The following is a 14,812-nucleotide window of genomic DNA, read 5'->3' on the forward strand; positions in this document are numbered from 1 at the left end:
TTCTATGGCAGAGCTTTTTGTCGTTCGTCATGGTCAGGCGTCTTTCGGGGCGGATGATTATGACATCCTCTCAGAGGTGGGACATGAACAGTCCCGCCTCGCAGGCGAAGCGCTGCGGAACATGGGGTGGACCCCGGATCGTTGCATCTCCGGTACGCTCAGACGACAGAAAGAAACGCTGGATGCGATGGGGTTTGATCGACCCCGCGAAGAGCATCCCGGTTTCAACGAATACGACTTTCACAACCTGCTGCATCACCGGTTTGACGGCGCAGTGCCGGATGCGGTCAGGGGAGAGAGAAAGACGCATTTCCGCACGCTCAAGGATACCATCCTGCAATGGCAGACCGATGGAATCGTTGGCGCCGCTGAAAGCTGGCAGGATTTCGAAAAAAGAACTTCGGACGCGCTGCGCTTTGCGACGGATACCAAGGCTCGCCGCGTTCTTGTCGTGAGTTCCGGCGGCGTGATCGGACAGCTGGTTGCCCGCGCGCTGCAGGCCCCGGACGCGATGATGATGGAGGTCAACCTGCAGGTCAAAAACACGGCGATCAACAAGTTCGTCTTTTCTGGCCCGCGTTTCTTCCTGCATGAATTCAATTCGACGCCACATCTCTCCGGCCCGGACCGGAAAAATCTTCTGACCTACAGCTGAGGACTCGAAATGGCTGATACCCAAACGCTGGATCTTGCGGCTGTGACCGCCTATCTTAAAGAAAACCTGAAAGGTTTCGAAGGACCGATAGAGGCGGAGAAATTCGATATTGGTCAGTCGAATCCGACATTTCTGCTGAAAACGCCAAGCAAGAAATACGTTCTGCGACGTAAACCCCCGGGCGTATTACTGAAATCAGCCCATGCGGTCGACCGTGAATTCCGCGTTCAAAGCGCGCTTGCCGATACAAAGGTTCCCGTAGCCAAGATGCATCTGCTCTGCGAGGATGACTCGGTGATCGGGTCGGCTTTTTACATCATGGACCACGTCGACGGGCGAAATTTTAGACAGCCCACGATGGAAGGTGAGGGCCTGTCCAACGCTGAACGCGGCGCCGTAATCGACGACATGAACCGGGTGCTGGCGGAACTGCACATGGTCGATATAGACGCTGTCGGACTTTCTGACTATGGCCCGCCGGGCAACTATTTCGAACGTCAGGTCGGGCGCTGGTCAAAACAGTACCGGGCATCGGAAACCACCAAGATTCCGGCCATGGACAAGCTCATGGAGGAACTTCAGCGACAGATGCCAGAAGACGATGGGCAGAGAACGCTGGTCCATGGCGATTACCGCATCGACAACATGATGTTCGAGAAAAATGGCACCAATTGCCTTGCCGTGCTGGACTGGGAATTGTCGACCATTGGTCATCCCTATGCCGACCTAGCGTCTGTCATCATGCAGTGGCAGATGCCCGCCGGGTCCGAAGGCCGCGGCCTCGCCGGTGTCGACCGCAAGGCGCTGGGTTTGCCGTCGGATGAGGAATTTATCGCAAGCTATTGCGGGCGACGCGGTTTGCCGGAAATCGAGAACTTTGGCTTCTACCTTTCGTTCTGTTTTTTCCGTATGGCCGGTATCATCCAAGGCGTTTTGAAACGGGCGCTGGATGGCAACGCCTCGAACCCGGAACGCGCCATGAAAGTTGGTGAGCATGTGCCTGCTTTCGCTGAAAAAGGCCTGGAAGCCTTGCAGAACTGATGCAAAACGCTTGAAAGGTCGCTCTTATGGCGGATGCTGAATTCACCCCTCATTCCGAAGATCCCAAAGATCGCAATTTCGTAACCGCTCTTGCCCGTGGACTGGACGTTCTGCGCTGCTTTGGCCCGAATGAAACAGAGCTGACCAACACGGACTTTGCCGAGCGTACCGGGCTGCCGAAACCAACGGTATCGCGGCTCACGTACACGCTGTGCAAGCTTGACTATCTTATCGCAGATCCGCGTAAGGGAACGTATCGGTTGGGGGCAGGGGTCCTGCATCTTGGATTTGGCGTGCTGGCTGGCATGGAGGTGAGCGAACGCGCAACCGAAGTCATGCGCGACCTGCGAGACGGCCCAAATTCCTACATTACGGTTGCGCTTGGCGAAAGGCACCGGCTCGAGGTCGTTTATCTGGCGGTCCAAAGCTCACGCGAAAACGTGTCTTTGACCATGCACGTGGGATCGCGCTTGCCTCTCTTCTTTTCGGCCATCGGGCGCGCCATTCTCGTGGGCATGGGACAGTGGGAACGGGAGACCGTCTTTGACCTCGTCCGGCAGGAAACCCCTGACCAGTTGGAAGCCTGTATGGAAAGCCTCAACCGGGCTCTGGAAGAATACCGGGACTGTGGTTATTGCCGCGGGTACGGTGAATGGCGCGGTGATGTGAATGGTATCGCCGTTCCCGTCACATCTCTGAACGGCGCAAGGGTTTATGGCCTGAACACCGGCGGGCCCTCCTTTCACGTCCAGAAGGAAGAACTCGAAGGCCAGTATGCTGATCGTCTGAAGAATGCTGCCCAAGTACTAGGGTTTCACTCGAAAAGCACTTAGCGCAACTTTATTGCGCGAAAGAATCACATTTCGCTGTGGAAGGGTTTTTTGCTCTGCGGAATGGCCGATGACGGGAAATCCGGACTGTGACCGCGAACATCCAGTATCTGAACGATTAAAATATACCGTCAAAATACCTCGCTCAACAAACGATTTTGAAGCGGACCTATTCAGATTTCTCGTGGGTAACATTTGTAATCGGGCCGCTACCATTTCTCACATTCACGCGAGGTATCATTGTTTTAATATATTATTTTCAGTGCCTTACAAATCAAACCTCAATCGAAGAAGCAATACTGTACGATCGCAAAAGTTGCACGCATCCCGTCGGCCGGATTTTTTATTTGCCGTCGAAGTATCACGTGGCCAGAGCCCCCAGTTTCTCCGGTAACATTTGGTAAGGTTCGGATGCTTGACTTTGAACGGCGATATGCAAGGCTCTTTATGCGGGACCGAATAATCGCCTCGAAAGCGACCGGTCTCATGTTAGGGAGGAAAACTAATGCGCATACCTACTAAGTTCGGCGTCACCGCCGCGCTTGCACTGTCTGTCAGTGCAACAGCCGCTTTCGCGGAGAATATCAAGATTGCATTCATCGATCCGCTGTCGGGGCCGTTTGCCACGACAGGGACCAACGGTCTGGCCGAATTCCAGTTCGCAGCGGAGGAGCTCGTGAACAAGAAGGGTGGCGTGCTGGACGGTGACATGTTCGAAGTCATCGGTCTCGACAACAAGATGGACGGGAAGGAATCGCTCATCAACCTTCAGGTCGCGATCGACCAGGGTGCTCATTACGTGGTGCAGGGGAACTCTTCGGGGATTGCGCATGCACTCACCGAAGCTGTCAACAAGCACAACCGCCGCAACCCCGATAGCCAGGTCCTGTTCCTGAACTATTCGGCCGTTGATCCGGCGCTGACCAATGAAAAATGCAACTTCTGGCATTTCCGCTTCGATGCGAACGCCGACATCAAGATGGATGCGTTGACAGATGCCATCGTTCAAAACGATGAGATCAGTAAGGTTTACCTGATCGGTCAGGACTACTCCTTCGGCAAGGCCGTGGCCGAAGCGGCTCAGCGCGATCTGGGTGCCAAGAAGGACAGCATCGAAATCGTCGGGAACGAGCTTCACCCGATCGGCAAGGTCAAGGACTTTACGCCCTATGCACGCAAAATCGTGTCTTCGGGCGCGGATGCCGTCATCACCGGTAACTGGGGCTCCGATATGGTTGGACTTGGTAAGGCAATCATCGAAGCAGGGTTTACCGGACCGATTTATACCTACTATGCGGCATCCAATGGTATCACCCGTACCTTTGGCGAAGCTGGGGTGGGCAAGATCAACCTTGTTGGCGAAGGTGCACTGAACCCGGCAGGCTCGCCCGAAGTCGATGAATATGTCGATGCTTTCGAAGCAAAGTATCCGGACCATGACATCTCCCAGCCGCGTATCGCTAACGTTGTCCGCATGCTGGCCATGGCCATTGAAGAAGCTGGAACCGCCACCGACGTGGTCGAGGTCGCCAAGGCCTTGGAAGGCATGGAAACCGATAATTTCTGGGGCGGCAAAATCAAGATGCGCGCCGAAGATCACCAAGCGATCCAAGACGTCTACGTGATGGAACAGGCCAGCGGCCTCAAGCATTTGCTGGACAACTCTGACTATGGTCTCGAGACAGCGGTCAAGGTCGAAATGGCCTCGGCTGATATTCCCACCACCTGCGAAATGGAACGCCCCGAGTAATCGGCGACTTTTCCGCGAGGCTGCCCCGCGCCACGGCGTAGGGGGCAGCCCCTTCGCAAAAACTGCAATAAGACCTGAATTTCGACCAAGGAGTGGTGGCCGATGGATTTGGTTATTATCAACCTTATCGACGGGCTGTTTTATGGATTGCTGTTGTTCATGCTTTCCAGCGGACTGACCCTGATCTTTTCGATGATGGGCGTTCTGAACTTTGCGCATGCCAGCTTTTACATGCTTGGCGCGTATTTCGCCTATCAGATCAGTATGTACCTCGGATTCTGGATGGGGCTGCTGATCGCACCTCTTCTCGTGGGTGTTGTCGGCGCGCTCGTCGAACGCTACGGGTTGCGTCGCGTACACCAATACGGCCATGTACCCGAACTGATCTTTACCTTTGGGCTGGCGCTTCTGATCGAGGAAGTCGTCAAGTTCTTCTGGGGCAACAATCTGATGGCCTATCAGGAGCCCGAGATTTTGAAGTTCGCGCTTTTCTCCATCGGAAACAACGCGGTACCTGCATACAAGGTCTTCATGATCTTTACCTCGGTGGCGATCTTTATCGGCCTTCTTTACATCCTCACACGGACCCGCATCGGCATGATAATCCAGGCCGCGCTGTCCTATCCGCGTACGGTCGAAGCGCTGGGGCATAACGTGCCGCTGATCTTCATGGGCGTATTTGGCGTGGGCACCGCCCTGGCGGGCGTTGCAGGTGTGCTGGCAGGACCGGTCCTTGGCACATTCCCGGGTATGGCCTTCGTGCTCGGTTCGATCGTCTTCGTGACCATCGTCATCGGCGGACTCGGGTCACTTTGGGGCGCACTGGTAGCGTCGCTGCTTCTGGGTTGGCTTACGACCTTCGCCGCATCGTCGAGTTTTCCCTTTGCGTCGATCCTTGAATCCTTTGGCATGCAACGGCCGGAAACGCTGAGCGACAGCTACCTGCGGGATCTCTGGACACTTACCCTGCCGCAGATCGGACCGATCCTGCCTTACATCCTGATGGTCCTGATCCTTGTCTTCCGTCCGCACGGACTCTTTGGAAAGCGTGACGTATGACCGATGCATCTCAAAAAACCGCAACGATAACCCGCGCCCCGACGCTCAGCCTTGGGCAGGTCCTCCCTTGGGTGATCAGCGTGATATTTCTTGTCGCGATGCCGACGATCTTTCAGTCGAACAGCGCGATCACCATCATGAACCAGATGATGATCACCATCGTCTTTGCCCTGAGCTACAACATGCTTTTGGGGCAGGGCGGTATGCTGAGCTTTGGTCACGCCGTTTACATGGGTGTTGGTGGATTTTTCTGCATGCACCTGATGAACATCGTGGAGACGAACGAGTTGCCGATTCCGCTGCCGATCCTGCCGATCTTTGGCGGTCTCTTCGGATTGGGTCTGGCCACGATCGTCGGTTCTTTCTCAACACGAAAAGCAGGCACCGTTTTTGCCATGATTTCGCTGGGTATTGGCGAACTCATTGCGGCCTGTTCCGTCATCATCACCGCTTTCTTCGGCGGTGAAGAAGGCATGCCGGGTGATCGCACATATTTCATGCCGTTCTTTGGTATCGAATTCCTTCAACAGATCGAGGTCTACTATCTCATCGCTTTCTGGACAGTCCTGTCGACGCTGTTGATGTACCTGTTTTCTCGCACGCCTGTAGGCCGGATGGCTAATGCCGTCAGAGACAATCCCGAAAGAGCAGAATTCCTCGGTTATTCAGCGCGTTGGGTTCGCTTCTTCTCTTTCTCCGCGGCTGGATTCTTTGCCGGGATCGCGGGCGCGCTTTTCGCGATCAACTACGAAATCCTCACCGAAACCAACCTTTCGACCACCCAGTCCGGCGTGATCCTTCTGATCGCGTTCCTTGGCGGCGTCGGGTTCTTTTTCGGGCCGATAATCGGGGCGATCGTCTTTACCCTTCTGCAATCGGTTCTCAGCCTGCAGAGCGAAATCTGGCAGCTCTACGTGGGTGCATTGTTCCTGGCGACGGTGATGTATTTCCCCGGCGGTCTAGCCGGTGTCCTGATGATGCATGTGCCGGCGGCTAAGTTCGGAAAACTAGGCACTCTGGTCGTGCCCTACATCAAAACCTTGGTTCCGGCGATTATCGCCATCTTTGGCCTTGCCGCGCTGATGGAACTGCTCTTCCACGTCCGCCATGCCTCGGCCGGTGATGATCAAATGACGCTCTTCTGGACGACTTTTGATAGCCATAGCGTGCTGCCATGGATCATCGCATGTGTTGCGACGGTTGGCGGTTTCTGGCTGGCGCGTCTATCCGCGCCTTCACTCAGGGAAGCTTGGCATCGGGCCAATACACCAAAAGGGAGACCCGCATGACGGCCGCTCTTGAAATCACCGACCTGAAGAAGAGTTTCGGAAAAGCCGAAATTATCCGTGGTGTGAACCTGTCGATCGCCAAAGGGGAACGCCATGCGATCATCGGGCCAAACGGGGCGGGAAAGTCCACGCTGTTCAACCTGATTACCGGACGGTTTCCCCAGACAAGCGGGTCAATCAAGCTTCACGGGCATGACCTGCGCGGCAAGGCTCCGTTCGAAATCAATCGCATGGGGCTCAGCCGTTCGTTCCAGATCACCAACATCTTTCCAAAGATGACGGTGTTCGAAAACGTGCGCTGTTCGCTGCTCTGGTCGCATGGCTACAAGTACTCGTTCTGGAACATGGTGAGCCGGTCGCAGGACCTTACTGATGGCGCTTTGGAAATACTTGATCAGATCAACCTCTTGCAGCGCGCCGAATTGCCCGCGGGCCTCCTGTCTTACGCGGAACAGCGTGCGCTTGAGATCGGGATCACGATTGCCGGCGGTGCTGATGTTATCATGCTGGATGAACCGACCGCAGGCATGAGCCATTCGGAAACCGATTACATCGTCGAGCTGATCCGCAAGGTCACGCAGAACAAGACTTTGGTGATGGTAGAGCATGACATGGGCGTGGTCTTCGGCCTCGCGGACCAGATTTCCGTTCTGGTCTATGGCGAGATCATCGCCACGGGACATCCCGAAGACGTCCGTTCCAACCCCAAAGTTCAAGAGGCTTATCTGGGCGCCGCATTGGAGGCAGAGCATTAATATGCTGGAAGTCAGAGACATGCATGCTTACTACGGCAAATCCCATATTCTTCAGGGGGTTAACCTTAACATCCAAGAGGGCGAGATCGTCGCCCTCTTGGGCCGAAACGGGGTAGGGCGATCAACGACCTGCAAGGCCGTTATGGGCGAGGTGTCGCCTGTCGGGTCGGTCGTGTTCAAGGGACAGGAGATTGCCGGGAAGAAAGCGTTCGAGATCGCCAACCTTGGCGTCGGCTATGTGCCTGAAAATCGGGATATCTTTCCTGGCCTTACCACGCGTCAGAACCTGATCCTTGGTCTTAAGCCCGGACAAAAGGATGGCGCCGGACGCTGGTCGATGCAGGACATGTTCAACCTGTTTTCGAACCTCGACAATCGGGCCGATGTCGAAGCCTCAGTGCTTTCCGGCGGCGAACAGCAGATGCTGACCATGTGCCGTACCCTGATGGGCGACCCTGACCTCGTCATGATCGACGAACCGACCGAAGGCCTTTCCCCCCAGATGGTCCAGCGCGTGGCCGAGCTCTTGCAGGAAATCGCCAAACGCGGGATCTCGACCCTGCTGGTGGAACAGAAACTTTCCATCGCGCTGGACATCGCTCACCGGGTCTATGTGATGGGCCACGGCAAAGTCGTTTTCGAAGGCACGCCGCAGGAATTGAAAGCCCGCGAGGATGTGCGCAAGGAATGGCTCGAAGTCTGAGCCTTAGGAAAACGAAAGGCCCCGAATTCCGGGGCCTTTTCATTTCAAAGCGATGCGGCCTTTTGAAAGGCGGGACGCGCCTTGAGACGATCGATATAGGGCTTGAGATTAAGCTTGTCAGACAGGTCGGCCCCAAGGCGGTCGGACACGATGACGGCCTGACCGCACATGATGTCCGCGCCCGAAAATTTTCCCGCCAGATACTCCTTGCCTTCAAGCGCTGCATCAACGGCTTTCAGCATGTTGTTCAAAAGCTTGGTCGCCCGTTTGACGTTGGTCTCATTGCGACGTTCGGGCGGAAGAAACACAGTTTCCACCATGATCACGTTAATCTGCGGCATAATCATGCCCTCGGCATAATGCAGCCATTGCAGATACTCGGCGAATTCCGGGCTCTCCTGCGCAGGGATGAGCCGCCCATTCCCATATCGCGCAAGGACGTATTCGACGATGGCGCCGGATTCGTGAATCGTCACATCGCCATCTACGATGGTCGGCACACGACCGTTTGGGTTGACCGCAAGATAATCCGGTTCGCGCATGGACTTGTCGCCCAGTTTAAAAGGGACGATTTCATAGTCCATTCCAAGCTCTTCGAAAAGCCAGGCAATCCGGATTGCCCGCGTATTTGCGGCAAAGTATAGTTTCATTAATCCCCCCTGTTTTCGCTTTAACCCGAGTGGCTTGCATGGCAAGTTCAGCTCGTGCACGGTGCTCGCGATATGTACCGTTAACATGTAAAGCCGTCAATTCCGGACCACTATGCGCCCGATGCGCAACGCACGGAAATGCCCGGCCGAGGGGAGTGTAACATGCAAACTGCCGGGTTCGACAAAGAACGTCTGGAACGTATCGCCGACTGGATGGAACGCTATGTTTCGGAACGCAAGTTTCCGGGCAGTTCGGTCCTGATAAAGCGGCATGGCGAAGAGGTTTACTTTAACGCCGCCGGTAAAAGAAACGTCGAGGACGATCTACCGTTCGAACGGGATACCGTGGCACGCATCTATTCGATGACCAAGCCGATCACCTCTGTCGCGATCATGATGCTGGCGGAAAAAGGACTGTTTCATCTTGATGCGCCCGTTTCGGAATTCATTCCTGCCTTCAGCGACATGCAAGCCCTAGTTGAAGGCGCGGAAACACTTGACCAGACCGAACCGTCGCCCAGCCCGACACTCCACCATTTACTGACCCACACCAGCGGGCTGAGCTATCCGTTCAACCCGGGCTTGCTGGGGAAGGCGATGGATGAACACAAGATCCTGTTCCGGGCAAATGATAGCAGCCTAGAGGAAATGACGGATCGAACAGCGGCACTGCCACTTGCGTTCCAGCCGGGACGCCATTGGGAATACTCGGTTTCCATCGATATCCTGGGCCGGGTGGTCGAAGTCGTTTCCGGCAAGTCGCTCGATGCGTTCTTTAAAGCTGAAATTTTCGACCCGCTCGGCATGACCGAAACCGCTTTCACTGTTCCCGCTCATGTCGGTGATCGTTTTGCGTCGCTCTACACCCCGCTCGAGGGCGACGGGATGGCGCTTAACGCGGCAAAGGGCGAAGGTAATACGCTGCGCCGGGTAGACCGCGCGGGCAAATCGCCTTTTGAAAGCACCACCTGTTTTTCCGGTGGCGGCGGTCTTGTCGGTACACTCGACGATTACATGGCCTTTACCGAAATGCTCCGTCGGGGCGGCAGTTGCGAGGGCAGTCGCCTGCTCAGCCCGCATACCTTGTCGTTCATGATGCGCAACCATCTGCCTGGCGACATCGCCTCGATGGGACCCAAGAGCTTTGCCGAACAGCCAATGGAAGGCATGGGCTTCGGTCTCGGCGGATCGGTTGTCCTTGATCCCGGCCGGGTCCGCGTTCCAGGCAATGTCGGTGACTTCAGCTGGGGCGGCATGGCCTCGACCATGTTCTGGGTCGATCCGGTCCTTGATCTCAGCTGCGTCTTCTTCACCCAGCTGACGCCTTCCAGCTCTTATCCCTGTCGGGCAGAATTGAAAGCGCTGGTCCATGGAGCGATCACGGAATGACCACCGAACGTCCGATCCTCTGGACCCCTTCGCCCGAGCGTGCCGAGGCCAGCACGATGGCCCAGTTCATCCGTTGGATCGAACAGGAATATGGCCTGATATTCGACGATTACGATGCCCTGTGGCGGTGGAGCACGAGCGATCTCGACAGTTTCTGGCGCGCGATCTGGACTTATTTCGAAATCGGAAGCGCCGATGACGTGGATGAAGTCATCACCGATCGCAAAATGCCCGGGGCCAAGTGGTTTCCCGGCGTCAAAACGAACTTTGCTGAAGTAACACTCAGGCAGGCCCGGAAAACGCCCGACAAACCCGCCCTGATCGTTCATTCGGAAACCTTCGAGCGTAAGGAGTTAAGCTGGAAAGAACTCGAGCGGCAGGTCGCCAGCGTTGCAAAGCATCTGTCAGATATGGGGGTCGGGCAGGGCGACCGGGTGGTTGCCGTCCTCCCCAATACCGAAACCGCGATCATTGCCTGCCTTGCTACTGTCAGTCTTGGAGGTATCTGGTCGCTCTGTGCCCCCGATATGGGTGGCGTCGCTATTCTGGACCGGTTCCGGCAGATCGAACCGAAAGTCCTCATCGCGCAGGACGGTTATGTACACAACAACAAGCGCATCGACCGGAGAGAGCTGATCGCCACGACAGCCAGGGGCCTGCCAACCTTGGAACATCTGGTGGTGCTTCCGGTGGTTGGCGACCTTCCAGAAGGCGCCACTTCCTGGAGCACCCTGACCCGGGAACATGTTGAATTTTCTCCCGTCCCGGTCGATTTCGAACATCCGCTCTGGGTAGTCTATTCCTCGGGGACAACCGGCAACCCGAAACCCATCGTGCACGGCCACGGCGGCATTCTGCTCGAAGCGTCCAAGCAAAGCCTGCATCAGGACCTGAGCGATAAGGACAGGTTCTGCTGGCTGACTTCCTCTGGCTGGATCATGTGGAATTCGCAGTTCACCGCCCTTGGTCTTGGCGCAACGGTGGCTCTGTTCGATGCAGCGCCGAATAACCCTGATATGCTGGAGTTCTGGCGTTTCGCGGCAGAGGAAGAACTTACCTATCTTGGCGCAGGGGCCGCGTTCTATGCAAGCTGTCTTAAGGCGGGCATCCGGCCAAGGGATAGCGTCGACCTGAGTGCGCTTCGCTCGCTTGGCTCGACGGGCTCACCACTGTCCGATGACTCCTATCGCTGGATCTACGACGCGGTGAAGCCCGATGTCTGGCTGGCGCCAATCTCGGGCGGCACCGACCTTGCCGGTGCCTTTGTTGGCGGACACCCTATGATGCCCGTCCGGATGGGTGAAATGCAGTGCCGTCTGCTTGGCAACGCCGTCCGCGCATTCGATGAAAGCGGCGATGAAATCAACGGACAGGTAGGCGAACTTGTCTGCACGGAACCGCTCCCTTCGATGCCACTGTTCTTTTGGGGGGATACGGACGGCTCGCGTCTACACGAAAGCTACTTTGATACCTATCCGGGTGTCTGGCGTCACGGCGACTGGATCGAGTTCACCGATACCGGCGGATCGGTAATCTACGGCAGGTCCGACGCGACGATCAACCGGCGCGGTCTGCGTATGGGCAGCGCGGAAATCTATCAGGCCGTCGAAGGCCTGCCCGAAGTGATGGACTCTCTGGTTGTCGATCTCGAATTCCTCGGGCGCGACAGCTTTATGCCCCTGTTTGTCGTCCCGGCAGTGGGTGTCACGCTGGACGACGCTCTGAAAACCAAGATTGCCGATGCCATTCGCGCCGCCGTGTCTGCCCGGTTCGTGCCAAACGAGATGATCGAGATTGCCGAAGTTCCGCGCACGCTGTCCGGCAAGAAACTGGAAGTTCCGGTAAAGAAGCTTCTGCTTGGCGGAGATCCGGATAAAATCGTCAACCGGGATTCGATGGCGAACCCGGACAGTTTCGACACCTTTATCGCCTATGCGAAAACCCTGAACGACAACATGAAGAAAGAAAACTAGATGTCTGATCCCTCAGCGGAAATACAGAACCTGCTCGATATTGAACGACTGGAAGTCGATCTGTTTCGCGGCATCGGCTCGGGGGGAGAGACCGAAATCCGCATCTTTGGCGGACACGTTATCGCACAGGCGCTGATGGCCGCCTATCTCACAGTGCCCGACCGGACCTGCCATTCGCTTCACGCCTATTTCATCCGGCCCGGCGATCCGAAAATACCCGTTATCTACGAAGTCGATCGGGCCCGCGACGGCGGCAGCTTTACCACCCGACGTGTCATCGCCATTCAGCACGGCAAGCAAATCCTAAACCTCTCGGCTTCGTTCCACGTACCGGAAGAGGGTTGGGAATATCAGCACAAGATGCCCGATGTACCCGCTCCCGACGGGCTGCCCAGCATGGCAGAGCTTCGCGCCAAGGATGCCGAGAAACTCGACCCAAAACAGGCCAAGTTCTTTGCGCGCCCGCGTCCCATCGAAGTACGCGAAGTCAATCCGCAGAACATGCTGGAACCAACGCCGATGGACGATGAAAACTGCATGTGGTTCCGGATGCCGGCGGCCGAAGGGCACGATGCCAAGCTTCAGCATTGCTATCTCGCCTATGCCTCCGACATGAACTTGCTTGGGTCGTCCTTGCGTCCTCACGGACTAAGCTGGCTTAAGGGCGGCGTCGTCCCGGCAAGCCTTGACCACGCCATGTGGTTTCACGCGCCGATCCATTTCGACCAATGGCACCTTTACGCGATGGATGCGCCCTTTACCGGTGGCGGTCGCGGCTTTAACCGCGGCAAGATATTCGATCAGACCGGCAAGCTGGTCGCCAGCGTAGCTCAGGAAGGGCTGGTGCGCCGGTACAAGCCAGCGGAAGCGCGCAAGTGAACGCGGGCGGGCGCTATCCCGGATGGCGTCCGGGAATCGAACTGCGTGACGAGTGGCTCGCACTGACGCGCGAAGAGATCATCGATCCGGATCGCCAAATCGTCGATCCGCATCATCATCTCTGGGTGCACGGGACAAAGGATAATCCGGCGGTTTACGAAACTGAACGGCTGCTCCGTGATACCAGTGCAGGACATAACGTTGTTCAAACCGTCTATATCGAATGCCGCTCTTACTGGGACGTCACGGCGCCGGATCATCTGCAATCGGTGGCTGAAACCGCGAACGTCGCGCGGATGGCGTCCGAAATGCCACAAGGTGGTGCGCAGATCGCGGGTGTCGTCGCGCATGTCGATCTGACCTTGCCGACAGAAAAACTGGACGAGGCACTGGATGCGCATGAAAGGGCCGGGCAGGGACTATTGAAAGGCATCCGCCATTCCGGCGCCCGCGACGACGATCGCGCCAGCCTGATGATCCCGGGGAGAGGCGCAAAGGGTCAGTACAGCGATCCCGCCTTTCGGCGCGGCCTGTCGCATCTGGGCAAACGCGGCCTGACCTACGATACGTGGCACTACCATCATCAGAACCGCGACTTCCTCGATATGGTCCGCGCTGTACCCGAGACGACGATCATCCTCGACCACTTTGGCACACCATTGGGTGTCGGTCGCTTTACCGGCAAGCACGACGAGATTTTCGATCTTTGGCAGGAAGATATGGCCGATCTTGCAGATTGCCCGAACCTGCGCGCAAAACTCGGCGGGCTGGCGATGCCGGACAACGGGTTTGGCTTTATGGACCGTTCCAAGCCTCCCGGTTCCGATGAATTGCTCGACCAGCAAGGGCGGTGGTACCGACACATGATCGCTCATTTCGGCCCAGAACGCTGCATGTTTGAAAGCAATTTCCCGGTCGATCGCGTATCGGTCAGCTACGCTATACTTTGGAATTTTTTCAAAAAATTGGCGGCTGAGCTTGATGCAGAGTCTCAGGATTTACTTTTTGCCGGGTCCGCCCGCGCCACTTACGGCCTGCCGCCCGCCTAAAGCGGACGGCAGATAGGTCATTTCAGCTTGCCGTACTGACGGTTCAGCTTGCGCATCCCGCCGATCCAACGGTCGTAATTCTCGGTTTTTTTGCGCATATAGGCCAGAACTTCCTGATGAGGCAGAACAAGGAATGTCTCCTCGCGGATGGTCCGCACGCAGGCTTCGGCCACGGGTTCCGGCTCCAGCATGCCATCCATCGAGGCCACGCCGTCTTCGCGGCCACGTGTCATTTCGCTTCGGACCGCCTGCGGGCAGAGAACCGAAACCTTGATCCCGTCATCGCCGTGGGTCAGCGCAAGCCATTCGGCAAGGCCCACCGCCGCGTGCTTGGTCACACCATAGGGGGCCGAGCCGACCTGGTTCAGCAGACCCGCCGCCGATGCCGTGTTCAGCAGGTAACCGCCGCCGCGCTCGATCATCCTAGGGACAAGATGACGTGCGGCCCAGACATGCGCCATCACGTTCACCTCCCAGATCCGCTGCCAGTCTTCGTTGGCAACTTCCATACCGCCGACGGTCAGGATGCCCGCATTGGAACAGAACAGGTCGATGGGGCCAATTTCGGCTTCGACCTTTTCGATCAGGCCCGAAATTTCTGCCTCTCGCGCCACATTGACCTCAAAAGCAATACCGTTGATTTCGCTGGCTGTTGCCTCGGCACCGGCAAGATTGAGATCGGCGCAGATCACTTGCTTTGCGCCCTCGGCGGCAAAGCGGATGGCCATCGCCTTGCCGATACCGCTGGCGGCCCCGGTGACGACGACAATTTTATCTTTTAGTTCCATTA

14 protein-coding genes are annotated in these 14,812 nt (G+C 56.6%); 12 read left to right on the forward strand and 2 right to left on the reverse strand.

The window, feature by feature from the left end:
• The first annotated feature begins 4 nt into the window (after positions 1 to 4).
• From ACU0FH_RS24225 to ACU0FH_RS24260, 8 genes are all read left to right on the forward strand, one after another.
• Positions 5 to 655, forward strand: a complete 651-nt coding sequence (locus tag ACU0FH_RS24225; protein ID WP_446197236.1) for a histidine phosphatase family protein — start codon at positions 5 to 7, stop codon at positions 653 to 655.
• Between the two features lie 9 nt (positions 656 to 664).
• On the forward strand, positions 665 to 1,696 hold the full coding sequence (locus ACU0FH_RS24230) for a phosphotransferase family protein (RefSeq protein WP_446197237.1): 1,032 nt from the start codon (positions 665 to 667) through the stop codon (positions 1,694 to 1,696).
• Positions 1,697 to 1,722: 26 nt separating this feature from the next.
• Positions 1,723 to 2,529 carry an IclR family transcriptional regulator gene (locus ACU0FH_RS24235; protein ID WP_446197238.1) on the forward strand — a complete coding sequence of 269 codons (807 nt, stop codon included), beginning with the start codon at positions 1,723 to 1,725 and terminating at the stop codon, positions 2,527 to 2,529.
• Positions 2,530 to 3,031: 502 nt separating this feature from the next.
• A complete protein-coding gene (locus ACU0FH_RS24240; protein WP_238371325.1) occupies positions 3,032 to 4,276 on the forward strand; it encodes a branched-chain amino acid ABC transporter substrate-binding protein in 1,245 nt (414 codons plus the stop codon).
• A 102-nt stretch (positions 4,277 to 4,378) separates the two neighbouring features.
• A complete protein-coding gene (locus ACU0FH_RS24245) occupies positions 4,379 to 5,335 on the forward strand; it encodes a branched-chain amino acid ABC transporter permease (protein ID WP_446197239.1) in 957 nt (318 codons plus the stop codon).
• Positions 5,332 to 6,624 carry a branched-chain amino acid ABC transporter permease gene (locus ACU0FH_RS24250; protein ID WP_446197240.1) on the forward strand — a complete coding sequence of 431 codons (1,293 nt, stop codon included), beginning with the start codon at positions 5,332 to 5,334 and terminating at the stop codon, positions 6,622 to 6,624. Before ACU0FH_RS24245 ends, ACU0FH_RS24250 begins: the two co-directional genes overlap by 4 nt.
• On the forward strand, positions 6,621 to 7,379 hold the full coding sequence (locus ACU0FH_RS24255) for an ABC transporter ATP-binding protein (protein WP_446197241.1): 759 nt from the start codon (positions 6,621 to 6,623) through the stop codon (positions 7,377 to 7,379). Before ACU0FH_RS24250 ends, ACU0FH_RS24255 begins: the two co-directional genes overlap by 4 nt.
• Before the next feature lies 1 nt (position 7,380).
• A complete protein-coding gene (locus tag ACU0FH_RS24260; RefSeq protein WP_238371321.1) occupies positions 7,381 to 8,082 on the forward strand; it encodes an ABC transporter ATP-binding protein in 702 nt (233 codons plus the stop codon).
• A gap of 44 nt (positions 8,083 to 8,126) precedes the next feature.
• Here the strand turns inward: ACU0FH_RS24260 and ACU0FH_RS24265 are convergent, their stop codons facing one another.
• On the reverse strand, positions 8,127 to 8,732 hold the full coding sequence (locus tag ACU0FH_RS24265) for a glutathione S-transferase family protein (RefSeq protein WP_446197242.1): 606 nt from the start codon (positions 8,730 to 8,732) through the stop codon (positions 8,127 to 8,129).
• Positions 8,733 to 8,894: 162 nt separating this feature from the next.
• On the opposite strand from ACU0FH_RS24265, the gene ACU0FH_RS24270 reads away from it, so the two are divergent.
• Genes ACU0FH_RS24270 through ACU0FH_RS24285 form a run of 4 tightly spaced genes read left to right on the forward strand, consistent with a single transcriptional unit; the run spans position 8,895 to position 14,022 of the window.
• The gene (locus ACU0FH_RS24270; RefSeq protein ID WP_446197243.1) at positions 8,895 to 10,121 is read left to right on the forward strand and encodes a serine hydrolase domain-containing protein; all 1,227 of its coding nucleotides are present in this window, start codon (positions 8,895 to 8,897) and stop codon (positions 10,119 to 10,121) included.
• Positions 10,118 to 12,094, forward strand: coding sequence for an acetoacetate--CoA ligase (locus tag ACU0FH_RS24275; protein WP_446197244.1), 1,977 nt, complete (start codon positions 10,118 to 10,120; stop codon positions 12,092 to 12,094). The genes ACU0FH_RS24270 and ACU0FH_RS24275 overlap by 4 nt, the downstream gene beginning before the upstream one ends.
• The gene (locus ACU0FH_RS24280; protein ID WP_446197245.1) at positions 12,095 to 12,973 is read left to right on the forward strand and encodes an acyl-CoA thioesterase; all 879 of its coding nucleotides are present in this window, start codon (positions 12,095 to 12,097) and stop codon (positions 12,971 to 12,973) included.
• Positions 12,970 to 14,022, forward strand: a complete 1,053-nt coding sequence (locus tag ACU0FH_RS24285) for an amidohydrolase family protein (protein WP_446197246.1) — start codon at positions 12,970 to 12,972, stop codon at positions 14,020 to 14,022. The genes ACU0FH_RS24280 and ACU0FH_RS24285 overlap by 4 nt, the downstream gene beginning before the upstream one ends.
• 17 nt (positions 14,023 to 14,039) lie before the next feature.
• Here ACU0FH_RS24285 and ACU0FH_RS24290 read toward each other — a convergent pair whose 3' ends face one another.
• Positions 14,040 to 14,810 (reverse strand): SDR family oxidoreductase, encoded by a 771-nt coding sequence (locus tag ACU0FH_RS24290; RefSeq protein ID WP_446197247.1) that lies wholly within the window; start codon positions 14,808 to 14,810, stop codon positions 14,040 to 14,042.
• Between the last annotated feature and the right edge of the window lie 2 nt (positions 14,811 to 14,812).

It is taken from the genome of Heliomarina sp., from assembly GCF_052826185.1.

Excerpts from the sequence above, each read along its gene's own strand:
- ACU0FH_RS24235 (WP_446197238.1), top strand. The coding sequence starts at position 1,723 with ATGGCGGATGCTGAATTCACCCCTCATTCCGAAGATCCCAAAGATCGC.
- ACU0FH_RS24250 (WP_446197240.1), top strand. The coding sequence starts at position 5,332 with ATGACCGATGCATCTCAAAAAACCGCAACGATAACCCGCGCCCCGACG.
- ACU0FH_RS24260 (WP_238371321.1), top strand. The coding sequence starts at position 7,381 with ATGCTGGAAGTCAGAGACATGCATGCTTACTACGGCAAATCCCATATT.
- ACU0FH_RS24255 (WP_446197241.1), top strand. The coding sequence starts at position 6,621 with ATGACGGCCGCTCTTGAAATCACCGACCTGAAGAAGAGTTTCGGAAAA.
- ACU0FH_RS24275 (WP_446197244.1), top strand. The coding sequence starts at position 10,118 with ATGACCACCGAACGTCCGATCCTCTGGACCCCTTCGCCCGAGCGTGCC.
- ACU0FH_RS24245 (WP_446197239.1), top strand. The coding sequence starts at position 4,379 with ATGGATTTGGTTATTATCAACCTTATCGACGGGCTGTTTTATGGATTG.
- ACU0FH_RS24280 (WP_446197245.1), top strand. The coding sequence starts at position 12,095 with ATGTCTGATCCCTCAGCGGAAATACAGAACCTGCTCGATATTGAACGA.
- ACU0FH_RS24270 (WP_446197243.1), top strand. The coding sequence starts at position 8,895 with ATGCAAACTGCCGGGTTCGACAAAGAACGTCTGGAACGTATCGCCGAC.
- ACU0FH_RS24240 (WP_238371325.1), top strand. The coding sequence starts at position 3,032 with ATGCGCATACCTACTAAGTTCGGCGTCACCGCCGCGCTTGCACTGTCT.
- ACU0FH_RS24230 (WP_446197237.1), top strand. The coding sequence starts at position 665 with ATGGCTGATACCCAAACGCTGGATCTTGCGGCTGTGACCGCCTATCTT.
- ACU0FH_RS24290 (WP_446197247.1), bottom strand. The coding sequence starts at position 14,810 with ATGGAACTAAAAGATAAAATTGTCGTCGTCACCGGGGCCGCCAGCGGT.
- ACU0FH_RS24265 (WP_446197242.1), bottom strand. The coding sequence starts at position 8,732 with ATGAAACTATACTTTGCCGCAAATACGCGGGCAATCCGGATTGCCTGG.
- ACU0FH_RS24225 (WP_446197236.1), top strand. The coding sequence starts at position 5 with ATGGCAGAGCTTTTTGTCGTTCGTCATGGTCAGGCGTCTTTCGGGGCG.